This is a genomic window from Hylemonella gracilis ATCC 19624, assembly GCF_000211835.1.
GTDB classification, from domain to species: Bacteria; Pseudomonadota; Gammaproteobacteria; order Burkholderiales; family Burkholderiaceae_C; genus Hylemonella; species Hylemonella gracilis.
Genome location: NZ_AEGR01000109.1, coordinates 16,038 through 31,465, shown reverse-complemented (window position 1 = coordinate 31,465; position 15,428 = coordinate 16,038). Strand labels below are relative to the sequence as shown.

12 protein-coding genes are annotated in these 15,428 nt (G+C 64.8%); 6 read left to right on the top strand and 6 right to left on the bottom strand.

Annotated features, from left to right (window positions below; genetic code table 11):
* The first annotated feature begins 1 nt into the window (after nt 1).
* Entirely contained in the window at nt 2-2,974 is a 2,973-nt protein-coding gene (locus HGR_RS16030; protein WP_006299431.1) for a site-specific DNA-methyltransferase, read from the top strand.
* Nucleotides 2,975-3,012: 38 nt separating this feature from the next.
* Nucleotides 3,013-4,485 (top strand): S8 family peptidase, encoded by a 1,473-nt coding sequence (locus tag HGR_RS16925; RefSeq protein ID WP_006299430.1) that lies wholly within the window; start codon nt 3,013-3,015, stop codon nt 4,483-4,485.
* A 52-nt stretch (nt 4,486-4,537) separates the two neighbouring features.
* Here the strand turns inward: HGR_RS16925 and HGR_RS16020 are convergent, their stop codons facing one another.
* From HGR_RS16020 to HGR_RS16010, 3 genes are all read right to left on the bottom strand, one after another.
* On the bottom strand, nt 4,538-5,329 hold the full coding sequence (locus HGR_RS16020; protein WP_006299429.1) for a DUF1624 domain-containing protein: 792 nt from the start codon (nt 5,327-5,329) through the stop codon (nt 4,538-4,540).
* A gap of 71 nt (nt 5,330-5,400) precedes the next feature.
* A complete protein-coding gene (locus tag HGR_RS16015) occupies nt 5,401-6,009 on the bottom strand; it encodes a class I SAM-dependent methyltransferase (RefSeq protein ID WP_006299428.1) in 609 nt (202 codons plus the stop codon).
* 141 nt (nt 6,010-6,150) lie between these two features.
* On the bottom strand, nt 6,151-8,427 hold the full coding sequence (locus HGR_RS16010; protein ID WP_006299427.1) for a malate synthase G: 2,277 nt from the start codon (nt 8,425-8,427) through the stop codon (nt 6,151-6,153).
* Nucleotides 8,428-8,612: 185 nt separating this feature from the next.
* On the opposite strand from HGR_RS16010, the gene HGR_RS16005 reads away from it, so the two are divergent.
* Nucleotides 8,613-9,680 (top strand): LysR family transcriptional regulator, encoded by a 1,068-nt coding sequence (locus tag HGR_RS16005; RefSeq protein ID WP_006299426.1) that lies wholly within the window; start codon nt 8,613-8,615, stop codon nt 9,678-9,680.
* Between the two features lie 110 nt (nt 9,681-9,790).
* Here the strand turns inward: HGR_RS16005 and HGR_RS16000 are convergent, their stop codons facing one another.
* The 3 genes from HGR_RS16000 to HGR_RS15990 all read right to left on the bottom strand — a co-directional run bounded on the left by HGR_RS16000 (nt 9,791) and on the right by HGR_RS15990 (nt 11,686).
* Nucleotides 9,791-10,087: a hypothetical protein gene (locus HGR_RS16000; protein ID WP_006299419.1), complete on the bottom strand. Its 297-nt coding sequence runs from the start codon at nt 10,085-10,087 to the stop codon at nt 9,791-9,793.
* 153 nt (nt 10,088-10,240) lie between these two features.
* Nucleotides 10,241-10,897, bottom strand: coding sequence for a dioxygenase family protein (locus HGR_RS15995; protein WP_138922573.1), 657 nt, complete (start codon nt 10,895-10,897; stop codon nt 10,241-10,243).
* Nucleotides 10,898-11,038: 141 nt separating this feature from the next.
* Nucleotides 11,039-11,686 (bottom strand): LysE/ArgO family amino acid transporter, encoded by a 648-nt coding sequence (locus HGR_RS15990; protein WP_006299417.1) that lies wholly within the window; start codon nt 11,684-11,686, stop codon nt 11,039-11,041.
* 162 nt (nt 11,687-11,848) lie between these two features.
* On the opposite strand from HGR_RS15990, the gene argP reads away from it, so the two are divergent.
* The 3 genes from argP to HGR_RS15975 all read left to right on the top strand — a co-directional run bounded on the left by argP (nt 11,849) and on the right by HGR_RS15975 (nt 15,425).
* On the top strand, nt 11,849-12,766 hold the full coding sequence (gene argP, locus HGR_RS15985) for an HTH-type transcriptional regulator ArgP (protein WP_006299416.1): 918 nt from the start codon (nt 11,849-11,851) through the stop codon (nt 12,764-12,766).
* A gap of 292 nt (nt 12,767-13,058) precedes the next feature.
* Nucleotides 13,059-14,744 carry an arginine--tRNA ligase gene (argS, locus tag HGR_RS15980; RefSeq protein ID WP_006299415.1) on the top strand — a complete coding sequence of 562 codons (1,686 nt, stop codon included), beginning with the start codon at nt 13,059-13,061 and terminating at the stop codon, nt 14,742-14,744.
* Between the two features lie 87 nt (nt 14,745-14,831).
* Complete coding sequence (locus HGR_RS15975) at nt 14,832-15,425, top strand: SPOR domain-containing protein (RefSeq protein ID WP_006299414.1); 594 nt, start codon at nt 14,832-14,834, stop codon at nt 15,423-15,425.
* The last annotated feature ends 3 nt before the right edge of the window (nt 15,426-15,428 follow it).

Here is a 15,428-nt window from a genome sequence, read left to right as displayed (position 1 = left end):
AATGGCCACCCGCAAACCCAAAGCACCGCTTCAGGTCGAAACCCTCAAGCACGACGACGCCACGCGCAAGAACATTCCCACGGCGGAATACCAGAGCATCCTGCGCGACGAGGACAAGGCCCCCATCCGCGTGGCCTACGAGCGCCGCAACCAGGACCTGGACCCGCAGCTCGTCTGGCGCGGCAAGGACGTGCAGGACTGGAGCGATCTGGTCGTCCATGCCCCGCCGCTCTACATCCAGGAAAAAGTCCACCCCAAGGTGCTGATCGACGACCTGAAGCGCCAGACCGAGGCGGCCCAGGCCGCGGCCGCCACCCAGCAGCAGGGGTTCGTGGCGGATTTGTTTGCCGACTTCAACGGCCTGCCCAGCAACGAGGCCAAGACCGAGTTCTACCAGCACGACGCCCACTGGGCCAACCGCATGATCCTGGGCGACAGCCTGGCCGTCATGGCCAGCCTGGCCGAGCGCGAGGGTCTGCGTGGCAAGGTGCAATGCATCTACTTCGACCCGCCCTACGGCATCAAATTCAACAGCAACTTCCAGTGGAGCACCACCAGCCGGGACGTGAAAGACGGCAACGCCGGTCACATCACCCGCGAGCCCGAGCAGGTCAAAGCCTTCCGCGATACCTGGCGCGATGGCATCCACTCCTACCTCACCTACCTGCGCGACCGCCTGACCGTGGCGCGCGATCTGCTGACCGACAGCGGCTCGATCTTTGTGCAGATCGGGGATGAGAACGTGCACCGGGTGCGGGCGGTGATGGATGAGGTGTTTGGGGATGAGAACTGTATTACTGAGATTCTGGTGAAGAAAAAAGGGAGCCAGAAGGGCGGAACATTGGACCCTGTAAATGACTTCATTCTTTGGTATGGCAAGCAAAAGAAATCATCGAACCAACTCAAGATTCGACCTATCTATGAGGTGCGTAGCCAATTCGAGCTTCTTGAGGATTTCCCTTTCATTGAGTTAAGCGATGGCCGAAGGCTTCGATTGACTGAGCTCGAAGAGCTGGATGGATTTAAGTACAGCGATGATCTCGCCGCTCTCGAAAGGCGGTATCCGGCCTCGAAGTTATTTGCCGCTAATCCGCTGAAGAGTGGAGGAAATCGGCGGCAGCAGTCACATGACTTCAAGTTCCGCGGGCGTACTTTCCCGATCAAACCAGGGCAGTGTTGGAAGCACACGGTGATTGAAGACGATGGAAGCACGCCAGGTATGGAGCGGCTCGGGCGAGCAGATCGACTTCATCCTCAAAACACGGACGTGCGGTTTGTTCGGCACTCACCGCAGCCATCAATACGCGAAATTTCGAATTGGTGGGATGGCTTCGGAGGCGCGTCGAATCAAATCTACGTTGTCCAGACAAATGAACGTGTCGTACAACGATGCTTGCTTTTGGCGACTGACCCAGGTGACCTTGTTCTTGACATTACTTGCGGATCAGGAACGACGGCCTACGTTGCCGAGCAATGGGGGCGTCGCTGGATCACTATCGATACCTCACGTGTTGCACTTGCCTTGGCTCGCGCCCGCATCATGGGTGCCCGCTACCCCTACTATCTGCTTGCAGACAGCCGCGAAGGCCAACTAAAGGTTGCTGAGGTAACGCAACGAGCGCCTGCGTCTTCCCCCGTGCGCAGCGATGTGAGGCTTGGATTCGTCTATGAGCATGTCACAAACACAACTTCGGGAGATATTGCCAACAACATCGAGATCGACGTGATCTGGGAAAAGTTCCAAGCTGTGCTGGAACCGCTGCGCTTCAAACTCAACGAATTGACCGAGCAGCAATGGCAGGAGTGGGAGGTGCCTCGCGACATCGAGCCTCATATTCCCACCTGGTTGACCAGTGGCTTCCAGCAACGGGTCACGACAACACCGGTGGACCGCAACGCACGCGTACAAGAAATCAGGAAGCTGCACGCCGACTGGTGGGCGCAGCGCATCGCCCGGCAAAAGGAAATCGACGCCTCGATTGCAGCCAAGGCCGAGTTCGAATTTCTCTACGACAAGCCGTACGAGGACAAGAAGAAGGTGCGCGTGGCCGGCCCCTTCACCGTGGAAAGCCTCTCGCCCCACCGCACCCTGGGTGTGGACGAAAACGGCGATGTGATGGACGGCAATAAAGCCGCCGAACCCGAAGCCGGCTACGGCGGCACCAGCGTACGCGACTTCGCCGCCATCATCCTGGAAAACCTGCGCACGGCGGGCGTGCAGCAGGCGCACAAGCAGGACCGCATCAGTTTCACCGCCCTCACGCCCTGGCCGGGCAGTTATGTGTGTGGTGAAGGCCGCTACACCGAAGGTGAAGGCGGCGCCGAAAAGCGCGCTGCCATCTTCATCGGCCCCGAGTTTGGCACCGTCTCGCGGCCTGATCTGGTGAGCGCAGCCAAGGAGGCGGGTGACGCCGGTTTTGACGTGCTGGTGGCTTGCGCCTTCAACTACGACGCGCACAGCAGCGAGTTCGAGAAGCTGGGTCGCATCCCCGTGCTGAAGGCGCGCATGAACGCCGACCTGCACATGGCCGAAGACCTGAAGAACACGGGCAAGGGCAACCTCTTCGTGATCTTTGGCGAGCCAGACATCACCATCCTGGATGCCGCCACCGACCAGCCGTTCAAGGCCGGTGAGCGGGCCACCGGCGAACTGAAAGTCAAGGTCAACGGCGTGGACGTGTTCGACCCCAGCACAGGCGAAGTGCGCAGCGACGGCGCCGACGGCATCGCCTGCTGGTTCATCGACACCGACTACAACGAAGAAAGTTTCTTCGTCCGCCACGCCTACTTCCTCGGCGCCAACGATCCCTACAAGTCGCTCAAGACCACACTCAAGGCTGAAATCAACCAGGAAGCCTGGGATTCGCTCAACAGCGACGTGTCCCGCCCCTTCGACAAGCCGAGCAGTGGGCGCATCGCCGTGAAGGTCATCAACCATTTAGGGGATGAGGTGATGAAGGTGTTCAGGGTGTGAGGACGCAAGGTCGTTGATTGCCGCTGGAGGTTCTTGTCATGAATGACCAATTCAGTAGCCTGTCGGAAAGCCAAATCACCACGGTGACTTTGTCGGACGACACGATGAAACAGCGTGAGTTTCACCAGCAATTGCAAGCGGTTCTAGAGTCCTCAGACACACTCTCTGCCTTGGAGGGAGTGGTTTCTTCGAAGCAGTTTTTGATACCGCATGGCGTGGAGCAGATCGTGCGAGCGAAACTGGGCCTCGCTGCGCCGGATGAATGGATCAAAAAACTCTCATCCTGGGGCGCTGCATCCGTTGGCGTTCTTTCATTGAAAGAGTATGTTGAGTGGATGACAAGCGGCGTGCATGTTGACGCGCCATCAGCAGCCTTGTCGCAGTTGATACCCGGGCAAATACCAGAGCAATTGGAAGACAAGTCTTTGGGATTTCTGCCGGGGTCTTTTGCTGGACCTTACGACTGGCACATTGATGAAAGAGGGGTCAATGCCGTTGCAGCCTGGCGCATGTTCGCCGGGCAAGAGAAGTTTGCAAATGCGCTCCCGTGGAAAGATGTGCGCATCGCCCACATCGATACGGGGTACACAGAGCACAAAGCCTTGGGATGGAGCGGGGGATCCAGCGGGACGGTCTTTCCAAACGAAGGCGCTGATCTCCTGGATGGCCTCAAAGACACGGATGGTCCACGTGATCCATTTCTGCCTGGATTTCCAGGGCACGGGACTCGCATCAGCGCAACGATTGCGGGGTACGACCCGACCGCGCAAGGCGGCCCTTTCTATGGCGTGGCGCCTGGCGCGCAGATCATCCCATTCCGCGTGACCGATTCAGTCATCATTGACCATGTCAAGGAGCACGTTCATGACGCGGTGATTCTGGCGATAGAGCAGCAGTGTCACGTCGTCAATATTTCTCTTGGTGCGCTATTTCCATCGGACCATTTGTCCACGGCACTCGATATCGCGTATGAAAAAGGGTTGATCGTGGTCTGTGCCGCAGGCCAGGGTTGGGGGGAAGTCATTTACCCGGGCCGTTTGAATCGATGCGTCACCCTGGGCGGTGTCGGTCCTCGACTCAAGCCATGGCGCCGCGCTGCCAAGGGCCCGTACGTGGATCTCTGCGGCCCGGCGGACGGCATTCGACACGTTCGTGCCGAGCCGTGGAAACCGGGTGGCGTGACCCCAGCAAGCATGGCCGCGGAAAGCGGACATGGCACTTCCCATGCAACAGCGTGCTGTTCCGGCGCGGCGGCGTTGTGGCTGGCTTGGCATGGTGTTGACGCACTCCATGACAAGTACGCGCAGACGGGGCTCTGGCAAATTCCCAAGGCGTTCAAATACTTGGCGATGAAAAGCGCGAAACCGGGGAAGTGGTCTGGTGAAGAGAAGGGCAACTACGGATCGGGTGTTCTGGATGTCGCCGCTTTGCTGCAAATGCCACTGCCAAGCGCGGGCAGCATGCGCAAGGAAAATCCTGCGGCCGCCGCTTTTGACGCAGGCGGTTTGTGAGGGCTGAGTCAGCACCGCGCTGTTTTACTCACGGGCCGGGACTGCCCTCTCTTCACCGGCCCCACACCGCCGCCACCCCCAGCATCACCCCCATCAACACCGGCTGGTGCAGCATGTAAAAGCTCAAGGACCAGCGCCCCAGCAGCGCCAGCGGGGTCAGTCCTTTAGGCACCGCGCCGCCGAGGATCGGCGCGGTGCGCTTGCCCTGCGTGCGCGCCAGCAGCCAACGACCCAGCCCGTAACCCCAGAGCATCACGCCCAGCCAGGGCAGGACGGGCACGTAGTCTTCGGTGATGGGTTTGCGCGTCACCAGGCCCAGCCAGTTGGTCCAGCGCGTGTCAAAGAAGGGGTGCTGCACGAAATGCGGCAGCAGGACGGCCAGCAGGCCGAGCAGGGCGCAGTGCCAGGGCCGCAGGCGCGGCCCGACCCAGCGCAGGATCAGCAGCATCACGGCCATGCCGTGCAGCACGCCGAAGCTGATGTAGCTGCCCGGGAACATGAACCATGACCCCAGAGACACGAGCAGCGCGCAGCCTGCGATCTGCGCCCAGCGTTTCCAGAAGCGCGGCCAGCCGATGTTTTGTGTGTGGGCCAGCGCCTGCCCCAGGCCCGCGCACAGCAGGAAGAGGCTGACGATCAGCGTGCGCTGCGTGGTCCAGAACGGGTCGCGGTAGAAGTCGGCTTGCAGCCAGCCGAAGTAGGCCAGGTCAAAGCAGACGTGGAACGCTGCCATCCACAACAAGGCCGCGCCGCGCAGAGCGTCCAGGCGCGGCAGGCGCAGCGGTGATTTGGAGGAAGACGCGGTGCGCGATGAGGCAGAGGCGGATGAACGTGCTGGCTTCATGCGCGCACTGTAGCGCGCGGCATTCCGTGTCGCGGCATCACGCAGCGGCCGTCATCGTCAGGCCGCCGCGCTCAGCGCCCGCTCGCGTATTCCAGTTCAAACAGCGGCGTCGTGGTCTGTCGACTGAGCCAGACGCCGCCGCCCAGCTCGGTGAACCCTTCGAGCAGGCCGCGCCGGTAGAGCTGGGCGCGGTGGCGAAACAGGCGCGGGTCGGTCAGCGTGTCGTCGACGATGTCGCGCTCATAGTCCTCGCGCGTCACGGCCTCCAGGTACAAGGCGCCGCGGCTCAGCGTGGCGAGGTTGTGCAGCGCCAGCTTGAGGTCGGCGGCGCTCAGGTAGGGCAGCACGCCCTGGCAGATCACCAGGTCAAAAGGCTCGGTGCTGCGGTAGTCAACCACGGAGCCGCGCTCCCAGCCGTAGCGCGCGCACAGGTACTCGCTGTACTCCACGCCGTGGTAATGCGCTTCAGGGTAGTGCCGGGCCACCACGTCGCGCCACAGGCCGACGCCACAGCCCACATCCAGCACGCGCCGCACCGGCACGCGCAGGTACTTGAGGTAGCTGCACACAAAGGTGCCCAGCCGCTCAAGATGGCTGGGGTCCACCACGCGGGTCTTCTTGTCGAAGTAGTAGCGTTGGTAATAGACCTCGTCGAACCATGTTTCACTGGCAGATTGCACGCTCGTTCCTTGTTGCCGCTGCGCCCGAAGGGGCGCCAACGGCGAGTATGACCCAGGGGCGCGCGTACGCTTCACGTTGGCGAGGTGCAAAAAAACGGCGCCCGCGGGCGCCGTTTTCTCCTCAGGTCGCTTCTTGTGGGATCAGGCCGCGGCCTTGACCTTCAAGCGCCACGCATGCAGCAGTGGCTCGGTGTAGCCGTTGGGCTGTTCCAGGCCCTTGAACACCAGGTCGGTCGCGGCCTTGTAGGCCATGGACGTTTCAAAGTTGCCGGCCATGGGCTTGTAGAGCGGGTCACTCTTGTTCTGCTCGTCCACCACGGCGGCCATGCGTTCAAACGCGGCGCGCACTTGGTTCTCGGTCACCACGCCGTGCAGCAGCCAGTTGGCGATGTGCTGGCTGCTGATGCGCAGGGTGGCGCGGTCTTCCATCAGGCCGATGTTGTGGATGTCGGGCACCTTGGAGCAGCCCACGCCCTGGTCGATCCAGCGCACCACGTAGCCCAGGATACCCTGGCAGTTGTTGTCGATTTCCTGCTGGATCTCGGTGGCGGTCCAGGGGGCCTTCATGCCGGGCTTGCCGGCCACGGGCACGGTCAGCAGGCGGGCCAGTTCCTTGGCTTCGGTCTGCTTGAAGTTCTTGGCCTGAGCTTGCTTTTCCAGTTGGTCTTGAATAGCGGCCACGTTGACCTGGTGGTAGTGCAGCGCGTGCAGGGTGGCGGCGGTGGGGCTGGGCACCCAGGCGGTGTTGGCACCGGCCAGCGGGTGCACGATCTTCTGCTTGAGCATGGCGGCCATCAGGTCGGGCATGGCCCACATGCCCTTGCCGATCTGTGCGCGGCCCTTGAGGCCGGTGGCCAGCCCGACCAGCACATTGAGTTTTTCGTAGGCGTCGATCCAGGCGGTGCCCTTCATCGCGGCCTTGCGGATCATGGGGCCGGCGTGCATGGCGGTGTGCATCTCGTCGCCCGTGCGATCGAGGAAGCCGGTGTTGATGAAGGCCACGCGGCTCTTGGCGGCGGCGATGCAGGCCTTGAGGTTGACGCTGGTGCGGCGCTCTTCGTCCATGATGCCCAGCTTCACCGTGTTCTCGGGCAGACCCAGCAGGGTCTCGACACGGGCGAATAGCTCGGAAGCGAAGGCGGCTTCCTCGGGGCCGTGCATCTTGGGCTTGACGATGTAGATGCTGCCGGTGCGCGAGTTGCGGATGCCGTTCTTGGTGAGGCCTTGCAGGTCGTGCAGCGCAATGGCCGTGGTGATGACCGCGTCCATGATGCCTTCGTGCATGTCGCTGCCATCGGCGTAGCGCATGGCCGGGTGCGTCATCAGGTGGCCCACATTGCGCACGAAGAGCAGGCTGCGGCCGTGCAGCTTGATCTCTTCGCCGTTCGCGCCCTGGTAGACGCGGTCGGCGTTGAGGCGGCGCGTGAAGCTCTTGCCGCCTTTGTTGACCGTTTCGGTCAGCGTGCCCTTGAGGATGCCCAGCCAGTTCTCGTAGGCCAGCACCTTGTCTTCGGCGTCCACCACGGCCACGGAGTCTTCCAGGTCGAGGATGGTCGAGAGCGCGGCCTCGACCAGCAGGTCGCTCACGCCCGCCGGGTCGGTCTTGCCGATGGGCGTGCTGCGGTCGATCTGGATCTCGATGTGGATGCCGTTGTTGCGCAGCAGGATGGCGCTGGGCGCGGCGGCGCTGCCCTGATAACCGATGAACTTGCCCGTCTCGGCCAGCGTGGCCTGCCGGCCGTCCTTCAGCGTGACGATCAGCTTGCCGCCCAGCACGGCATAGCCCTTGGAGCCCACGTGCGACGCGGGCTTGCCTTGCGCTGCGGCCAGCGGGGCCACGCGGTCCAGCACATGGCGCGCGTACTCGATCACCTTGGCGCCGCGCACCGGGTTGTAGCCCTGGCCGTCCGGGCCGGTCTTGGTGGCGCCCTTGTAGCCGGGGCCGTCCTCGGGCAGCGCGTCCGTGCCGTAGAGCGCGTCATAGAGCGAGCCCCAGCGTGCGTTGGCCGCGTTGAGCGCGTAGCGCGCGTTCAGGATGGGCACCACGAGTTGCGGGCCGGCTTGCACGGCCAGTTCGGCGTCGACGTTGGTCGTGTCGCAGTGCACGTCCTTGGGCGCGGGCACGAGGTAGCCGATTTTTTCCAGGAAGGCTTGGTAGGCCTTCATGTTTTTCCCGGCCGTGATGGGCCCGGGGTTGGCTTTGTGCCAGGCATCCAGCTCTGCTTGCAGGCGGTCGCGCTTCCTCAGCAAGGCCGCGTTCTTGGGGCCGAGGTCGCGCGCGATGGCGTCGAAACCGGCCCAGAACTTGGCGCTTTCCACGCCCGTGCCGGGCAGCACTTTCTGTTCAACGAAACGGTGCAGCGCGGTCGCGACCTGCAGGCCGTGGACACGGGTGAATTCGGGGGCGGGCGTCGTCATGGCGGACCTCCAGGGGGCAAAGACAGAAAGGGGGTGGACAGGGCGCAGCGCGCAGGGAGCGCCTTTTTTGGGATGACGAACTGTATTTGATACTTCGTAATCCATTAACCAATAAATAATCTCGATATTCGGAACAAAAAGTATCGAATCAGGCGTGTTGAGCGCGAAGCGGGACTGAGGCGGGCATGGACAAACTCAAGCAGATGGAATCTTTCGTGGCGGTGGCCACGCGCGGCAGCCTGACGGCGGCGGCCCGGGCCGAGGGTGTGGCGCCGGCCATCATGGGGCGTCGGCTGGACGCGCTGGAAGAACGCCTGGGCGTCAAGCTGCTGCTGCGCACCACACGAAGGCTCTCGCTCACGCACGAGGGCAGCGCCTTTCTGGAGGATTGCCAGCGCCTGCTGGCCGACATCGCCAATGCCGAGGCCGGGGTGTCGGCGGGGGGCGTGAAGGCCAGCGGTCATTTGCGCGTGACGGCCCCGGCGGGTTTCGGGCGCCGGCATGTGGCGCCCCTGGTGCCGCGCTTTCGTGAGCTGCACACCGACGTGACGATCTCGCTCAACCTGAGCGACCGGGTGGTGGACATGGCGCGCGAGGGTTACGACTGCGCCGTGCGCGTGGGCGATCTGCCGGATTCATCCCTGGTCAGCGTGCGCCTGGCGGACAACCGGCGGCTCTGCGTCGCCACGCCGGAATACCTGAAGCGCCACGGCACGCCGCAGACGCCGCAGGACCTGGCGCGTTTCGATTGCCTGGTGCTGTCCAGCGAGGCCTCGCAGACGCGGGGCTGGGCGTTCCGCGTTCCACGCAAAGCCCAGGGACTGCATCAGGAGGAGCTTCTGGACAGGCCGGAGGGCGAGACAGTTCTGAACGCAGACCTCACTGGCACGGGCTTGGCAGGCGCAGACCTCGCGGGCGCGGGCCTGTCGGACACGCCGCTCGTGAACGGGGCGCAGGCCGAAGGAGAACTCATCTACTACCGCCCCCAAGGGCCACTGGATTGTTCCGACGGGCAGGTGCTGCACGACTGGTGCCTGGCCGGTTACGGCATTGCCTGGCGCAGCACCTGGGAGGTGGAGGAAGACGTGAGCGCGGGCCGCCTGGTACCGGTGCTGGAAGACTACGCCGCGCCGCCCAACGGCATCTACGTGGTCTTTCCGCAGCGCAAGCATCTGCCGCTGCGCCTGCGCCTGTGGCTGGACTTCCTCAAGCACCACTACGGCCAGCCCGCGTTCTGGCAGTCGCGCCGCTGAGCGAGGGCTTGTTGAGCGTGAACCGGCCCCAGGTCTCGGCGCGCGCCCAAAAAAACAAACCCCGACCGCTCACGCGGCCGGGGTTTGTGCCGTGAGAGGCAGCGGAACGCTTACTTCTTCGCGGGGGCGGCTTGCTGGTCGGCCAAGCACTTCTTCACATGGCTGGTCTTCGCGGCGCCCGCCAGCTTCTTGTCGGCGGCGGACTTTTCGCAGACCGCGTTGGCATTGGCTTCGGCGGCGGCTTGCTGGTCGGCCACGCACTTCTTCTCGAAGCTGGTCTTGGCGGCACCGGCCAGTTTCTTCTCGGCGGACTGGGCTGCGCAGGTGGCGGCGGCGTCCTGGGCCTGAGCGGCGGTGCCGAAGCTCAGGGCCAGACCGAGGGCGAGCAGGGAGAGCAGTTTTTTCATGGTGTCTGTTGTCTCAAGGAATGGATGCTGGGGGCATCCGGGATGGATACCCGGGGCGGGAGTCTAGCGCTTCGCCATGACAGGCCGCCAGCGGCAATGCTGCGATGCAGCGGTGCGCCGCGCTGCGGGGATGGGTCGGGTGGTGCTGCCCTCTCAGGCGGGCACGATCAGCGGGTGCCGCGCCAGCCAGCGCAGGCCGCTGGCCTCCGGTGCGGGCTGCAGCTGCATCGCCGCAGCCTGGCGCGCCGCCGCATCGAGCTGGCGCCAGAGGAAATCACCTGCGTTGCCCGGATCACCCGCGACGAAGAGCTGCGTTGTCAGCGTGCCGAAACTGGTGTGCGTGATCTTGAGGTGGATGTGGGGCGTGCGCCCGGGGTAGGCCACGGGGCGGATGGTGCGAAAGCGCAATTCGCCGCCTTTGCCGCTGACGGTGGCGCCGTACCCCTGGAAGCCGGGGTCAAACCGGCCAGTGGTGGCGGGCACGCTGGGGTGGCGGTAGGCGGCGAGCGTGTCGCATTGCCAGATCTCGATCTCAGCGCCATCGATGGCGCGGCCCGCGCTGTCCAGCACCTGGGCTTCCAGTCCCAGCCCCTCGCCTTGCGCGCGCGACACGCCGTCCTTGCGGCGCACGGTGGTGAGGTCGGCGTCCTGGTCGGGCCAGAGGGCGCTGTCGGCGCGCCAGCTGCGAGGCGGATAAAACGGGCCTTCCGTCATGCGGGGCAAACGCGTGCGCGCAGGTGAGGCCAGCGCGGGCGCGGCCACGCTGGCAGCAGCAGTCAAGGCGGAGCTGATGAGGAGTCGGCGGCGCATGCGCGGCATTGTGCGCATGCGGCCTTTTCCGTGGCGGGCTAAGCCCTTGCGAGAGTCGGTGGCTGCTCGCCAGCGCGGCCCCCCGTGGCGGTGGCCGATGTCGCACCGCAACCGGGGCACAGTCCGGTCACGTTCAGGCCATCAGAACAGGCTGAGCACCAGCCACAGCGCCGTGCCCCACATCATCAGCGCCACCAGGCCATCCAGCGCGCGCCAGACCGCCACGGAGTTCAAGCGCCGGCCGAGCCAGAACAGGGCCAGGCCCAGACCCGCGAACCAGAGCAGCGACCCGGTGGCGGCGCCCAGGCCAAAGACCGCGCGACCGGGGCCGCCGTCCAGGCCGTAGGCCAGCGAAGCTGTGCCGATCAGCACCGCAGTGTCCAGCCAAGCGTGCGGGTTGAGCCAGGAAAAGGCCAGCGCGGACAGCACGGCTTGGCGGCGCGTCATGGTCGGGGGCTGGAGGTTGGCCGCCTCCAGGTTCACTGGGGCTGGACGCAGAAAGCGCCGCAGCGCTTGCCAGCCATAGACCGCGAGGAAGAGCACGCCCGCGCCGATCAGCGCCCCGTGCAGCTTGTCGGACAAACCACCGAGCTGGGCCAGGCCCGCCACGCCCAGCGCGATCAGCACCACGTCGGCCAGCACGCAGACGGCGACGGTCAGCGCGAGGTGTTGCCGCTGCAGGCCCATGCGCAGCACGTGCGCGTTCTGCGGGCCGATGGCCATGATGAGAGACAGGCTCAGCACCATGCCGGACAGAAAGGCGGGGGAAACAGGCAGGGCGAAAGACATGAGAGCACCTGGAAGAAAAACCGGCGCCAGGGCGTCGGGGACACGATGGCTGGCAGTATGCCGGTGGCCTTTGTTTTGTTTAATACTTTTGATTTAAATTAGATAAACTCAAGAATTAATTGATCTTTTGCGGCGTTCGGCCGCCTTGCCCGGAACCGGACCATGCTGGACGCGAAACAACTGGATGCCCTCGCCGCCGTGGTCGAACACGGCGGCTTTGGCCCGGCCGCTCAGGCCTTGCACCTGACGCTGGCGGCCATCTCCCTGCGCATCAAGTCGCTGGAGGCCGAGCTGGGCCGCCGCCTGCTGGTGCGCGGCAAGACCGTGCGCGCCACCGCTGCGGGGCAGGCATTGCTGGCGCATGTGAAGCAGGTGCGGGCCATGGAGGCGGACCTGCTGGCCAATTTGCAGGGCGCAGGCAGCGTGGACGGCGGCGCTGGCAGCCGCGCCTGGCAGACCTTGCCGGTGGCCATCAACGCCGACTCGGTGGCGAGCTGGTTCCTGCCCGGCGTCGCGCCGGTGCTGGCGCGCCACCGCTTGCTGCTCGACATCGTGATCGACGACCAGGACCACACGCACGACGCGCTCAAGAGCGGAGACGTGCTGGGCTGCGTCACCACCCTGGCCGAGCCGCTGCGCGGCTGCCTGGCCGAACCGTTGGGCGTGCTGCGCTACCACGGCGTGGCCGCGCCCGCGCTGGCGCGCGAGTGCCGTGACAGTCAAGGACGACTGTCCATCCACCAGCTGTTGGCGCAGCCCGCCATCATCTTCAACCGCAAGGACGCGCTGCAGGACACTTACCTGGAGCAGCACTTTGGCCTGCGCCAGCCACCCTACCCGCGCCACTACGCGCCCTCGGTCGAAGCTTTCGACACGGCCATCGCCCTGGGCCTGGGCTGGGGCATGGTGCCCGCGCACACCCTGGCGGCGCGGCGGGACAAGGCCGAGGGCGCCTTCGAGGAACTGCTGCCAGGCGCCACGGTGGATGTCGCGCTGTACTGGCAGCACTGGGCACGTGAATCGCCTTCGGCGCAGATGCTGACCGCTGCCGTCAAGCAGGCGGCGGGCAAGCTGGATTGAGCGAGGAGGGCCCCAAAAAATCCCCGCCGGGCTGGAGGAGGAATGGGAGGAGCGCCGCGGCGGGGGTCAAGGACAGAAGCGGTTCGAACCTCGCTCAGGGAGGGAACGGGCTCAGAACCGCGACTCAGCATAGGCATTTGGCGTTCCGCCGTAAGGGTCGGCCAGTTTTGATTGTGTGCCCTTTGGCGACCCTCCATGCTTTCTGCGTCCAAGCGTAAATTTGGTGTGCGTTGGGCACAGGCGTGCTGCCCGAGCAGGGCGCGTGGAGCCCGGTCAGTAGAATCGGCCCACTATGTTGTCCGTCAAAAACGAGCTGCTCCAGACCTTGTCCATCGTGCTGGAACAGTTGTTGCCCGGTGCGGGCGCCCGCGCCGCGTTCGAATCTCCCAAGTTGGCCGAACACGGCGATCTGGCCACCACCGCGGCCATGCAGATCGCCAAGCCGCTCAAACAACCTCCGCGTCAGGTCGCCGAGGATCTGCGCCGCGCGCTGCTGGCCATGCCCGCCTTTTCCATTTGGGTCGATGCGGTGGAAATCGCTGGCCCCGGCTTCATCAACATCCGACTCAAGCCCGCCGCCAAGCAGGAAATCGTGCGCGAGGTGCTGGGCGCGGGTGAGCGCTATGGGCGCCAGACGCCCAAGGGCCAGCGCATGATGGTGGAGTTCGTCTCTGCCAACCCGACCGGGCCACTGCACGTGGGCCATGGACGCCAGGCCGCCCTGGGCGACGCCATCTCCAACCTCTACGCCACCCAGGGCTGGGAGGTGTACCGAGAGTTTTATTACAACGACGCGGGGGTGCAGATCCAGACCCTCGCGGTCAGCGTGCAGGCACGCGCGCGCGGCCTCAAGCCCGGCGACGCGGGCTGGCCCGAGAGCGCCTACAACGGTGACTACATCGCCGACATCGCGGCCGACTTCATGGCGGGCAAGACCGTGCAAGCCGATGACCGCAGCTACACGGCCAGCGGCAAGGTGGATGACCTCGATGGCATGCGCCTGTTCGCCGTGGCTTACCTGCGCCACGAGCAGGACCTGGACTTGCAAGCCTTCAACCTGCGTTTCGATAACTACTACCTCGAGTCCAGCCTCTACACCAGCGGTCGGGTCGACGCGGCGGTCGAGAAGCTGCGTGCCGCCGGTAAGACCTACGAACAAGACGGCGCGCTCTGGCTGCGCAGCACCGACTACGGCGATGACAAGGACCGCGTCATGCGCAAGGGCGACGGCACGTACACCTACTTCGTGCCGGACGTGGCCTACCACATCAGCAAGTGGGAGCGCGGTTTCCAGAAGGTCGTCAACATCCAGGGCACGGACCACCACGGCACCATTGCCCGCGTGCGCGCCGGCTTGCAGGCGGCGGGCGTCGGCATTCCGCAGGGCTATCCCGACTACGTGCTGCACACCATGGTGCGCGTGGTGCGCGGCGGCGAAGAGGTGAAGATCAGCAAGCGCGCGGGCAGCTACGTCACGCTGCGCGACCTGATCGAATGGACCAGCAAGGACGCTGTGCGCTTCTTCCTGCTTAGCCGCAAGCCCGACACAGAGTACACCTTCGACGTCGACCTGGCCGTGCAGAAGAACAACGACAACCCGGTTTACTACGTGCAGTACGCGCACGCGCGCATCTGTTCCGTGTTGGCGGCCTGGCGCGAGAAGGACGGCGGCGATCCGGTGACCCTGCGCGACGCCGACCTGACTGCGCTGGACACGTCAGCCGCGCACACGCTGATGCTCAAGTTGGCCCAATACCCCGACATGCTGACGGGAGCGGCGCGTGATTTCGCCCCGCACGATGTGGCTTTTTACCTGCGCGATCTCGCCTCCAGCTACCACAGCTACTATGATGCCGAGCGCATTCTGGTGGACGACGAGGCCGTCAAGCGTGCTCGCCTGGCCCTGGTGGCCGCCACCGCGCAAGTGCTGCGCAACGGCCTGGCCGTGCTGGGCGTGAGCGCCCCTGAGAAGATGTGAATGCCTGCGCGACCGACCTTGATGGGCTGGTCGCGCCTGCCCTGCGTCTGACGCTCCTTTGAATTTTCTGCAACCCATTCCTGCGATATGAACAAGCAACGCGGCAGCACGCTCCTCGGTTTCATCATCGGCGTCGTCGTCGGCTTGGCCGTGGCGCTGCTGGTGGCGCTTTACGTGACCAAGACGCCCGTGCCCTTCATGAACAAGGGCCAGAACCGCACGCCCGAACAGGACGCGGCCGAGCTGGAGCGCAACAAGGACTGGAAGCCTAACGCCCCCCTGGCGACCAAGACCCGGCCCGCGCCGCCGCCCGCCGAGCCCGAGGCCCCCGTGCCCGCGCCGGTGACGGTGCCCGCCAAGTCGGCCGATCCCCTGGGTGACCTGGCGCGCGCCAAGATCAGCGAAGACAACAAGGCGGCCACCAACACCAACAACCCCAACACGCTGGCCTATTTCATCCAGGTCGGTGCCTATTACAAGCCCGAGGACGCCGAAGCGCAGCGCGCGCGCCTGTCCTTGTCGGGAGTACAGGCGCGCGTGCTGCGGGCCGAGGATGCCTCGGGCCGTCTGATCTACCGCGTGCGCGTGGGCCCCTACGAACGCAAGGAAGACGCCGACCGCGCCGAGAGCCAACTCAAGGCGTCCGGCCAGCAGACCGCCCAGGTCCGTGGCCAGCGCTGAGAC

What these genes read in the sequence shown, in the direction of transcription:
- HGR_RS16030 (WP_006299431.1), top strand. Translation starts at nt 2, where the DNA reads ATGGCCACCCGCAAACCCAAAGCACCGCTTCAGGTCGAAACCCTCAAG.
- HGR_RS16925 (WP_006299430.1), top strand. Translation starts at nt 3,013, where the DNA reads ATGAATGACCAATTCAGTAGCCTGTCGGAAAGCCAAATCACCACGGTG.
- HGR_RS16020 (WP_006299429.1), bottom strand. Translation starts at nt 5,329, where the DNA reads ATGAAGCCAGCACGTTCATCCGCCTCTGCCTCATCGCGCACCGCGTCT.
- HGR_RS16010 (WP_006299427.1), bottom strand. Translation starts at nt 8,427, where the DNA reads ATGACGACGCCCGCCCCCGAATTCACCCGTGTCCACGGCCTGCAGGTC.
- HGR_RS16005 (WP_006299426.1), top strand. Translation starts at nt 8,613, where the DNA reads ATGGACAAACTCAAGCAGATGGAATCTTTCGTGGCGGTGGCCACGCGC.
- HGR_RS16000 (WP_006299419.1), bottom strand. Translation starts at nt 10,087, where the DNA reads ATGAAAAAACTGCTCTCCCTGCTCGCCCTCGGTCTGGCCCTGAGCTTC.
- HGR_RS15995 (WP_138922573.1), bottom strand. Translation starts at nt 10,897, where the DNA reads ATGCGCCGCCGACTCCTCATCAGCTCCGCCTTGACTGCTGCTGCCAGC.
- HGR_RS15990 (WP_006299417.1), bottom strand. Translation starts at nt 11,686, where the DNA reads ATGTCTTTCGCCCTGCCTGTTTCCCCCGCCTTTCTGTCCGGCATGGTG.
- argP (WP_006299416.1), top strand. Translation starts at nt 11,849, where the DNA reads ATGCTGGACGCGAAACAACTGGATGCCCTCGCCGCCGTGGTCGAACAC.
- argS (WP_006299415.1), top strand. Translation starts at nt 13,059, where the DNA reads ATGTTGTCCGTCAAAAACGAGCTGCTCCAGACCTTGTCCATCGTGCTG.
- HGR_RS15975 (WP_006299414.1), top strand. Translation starts at nt 14,832, where the DNA reads ATGAACAAGCAACGCGGCAGCACGCTCCTCGGTTTCATCATCGGCGTC.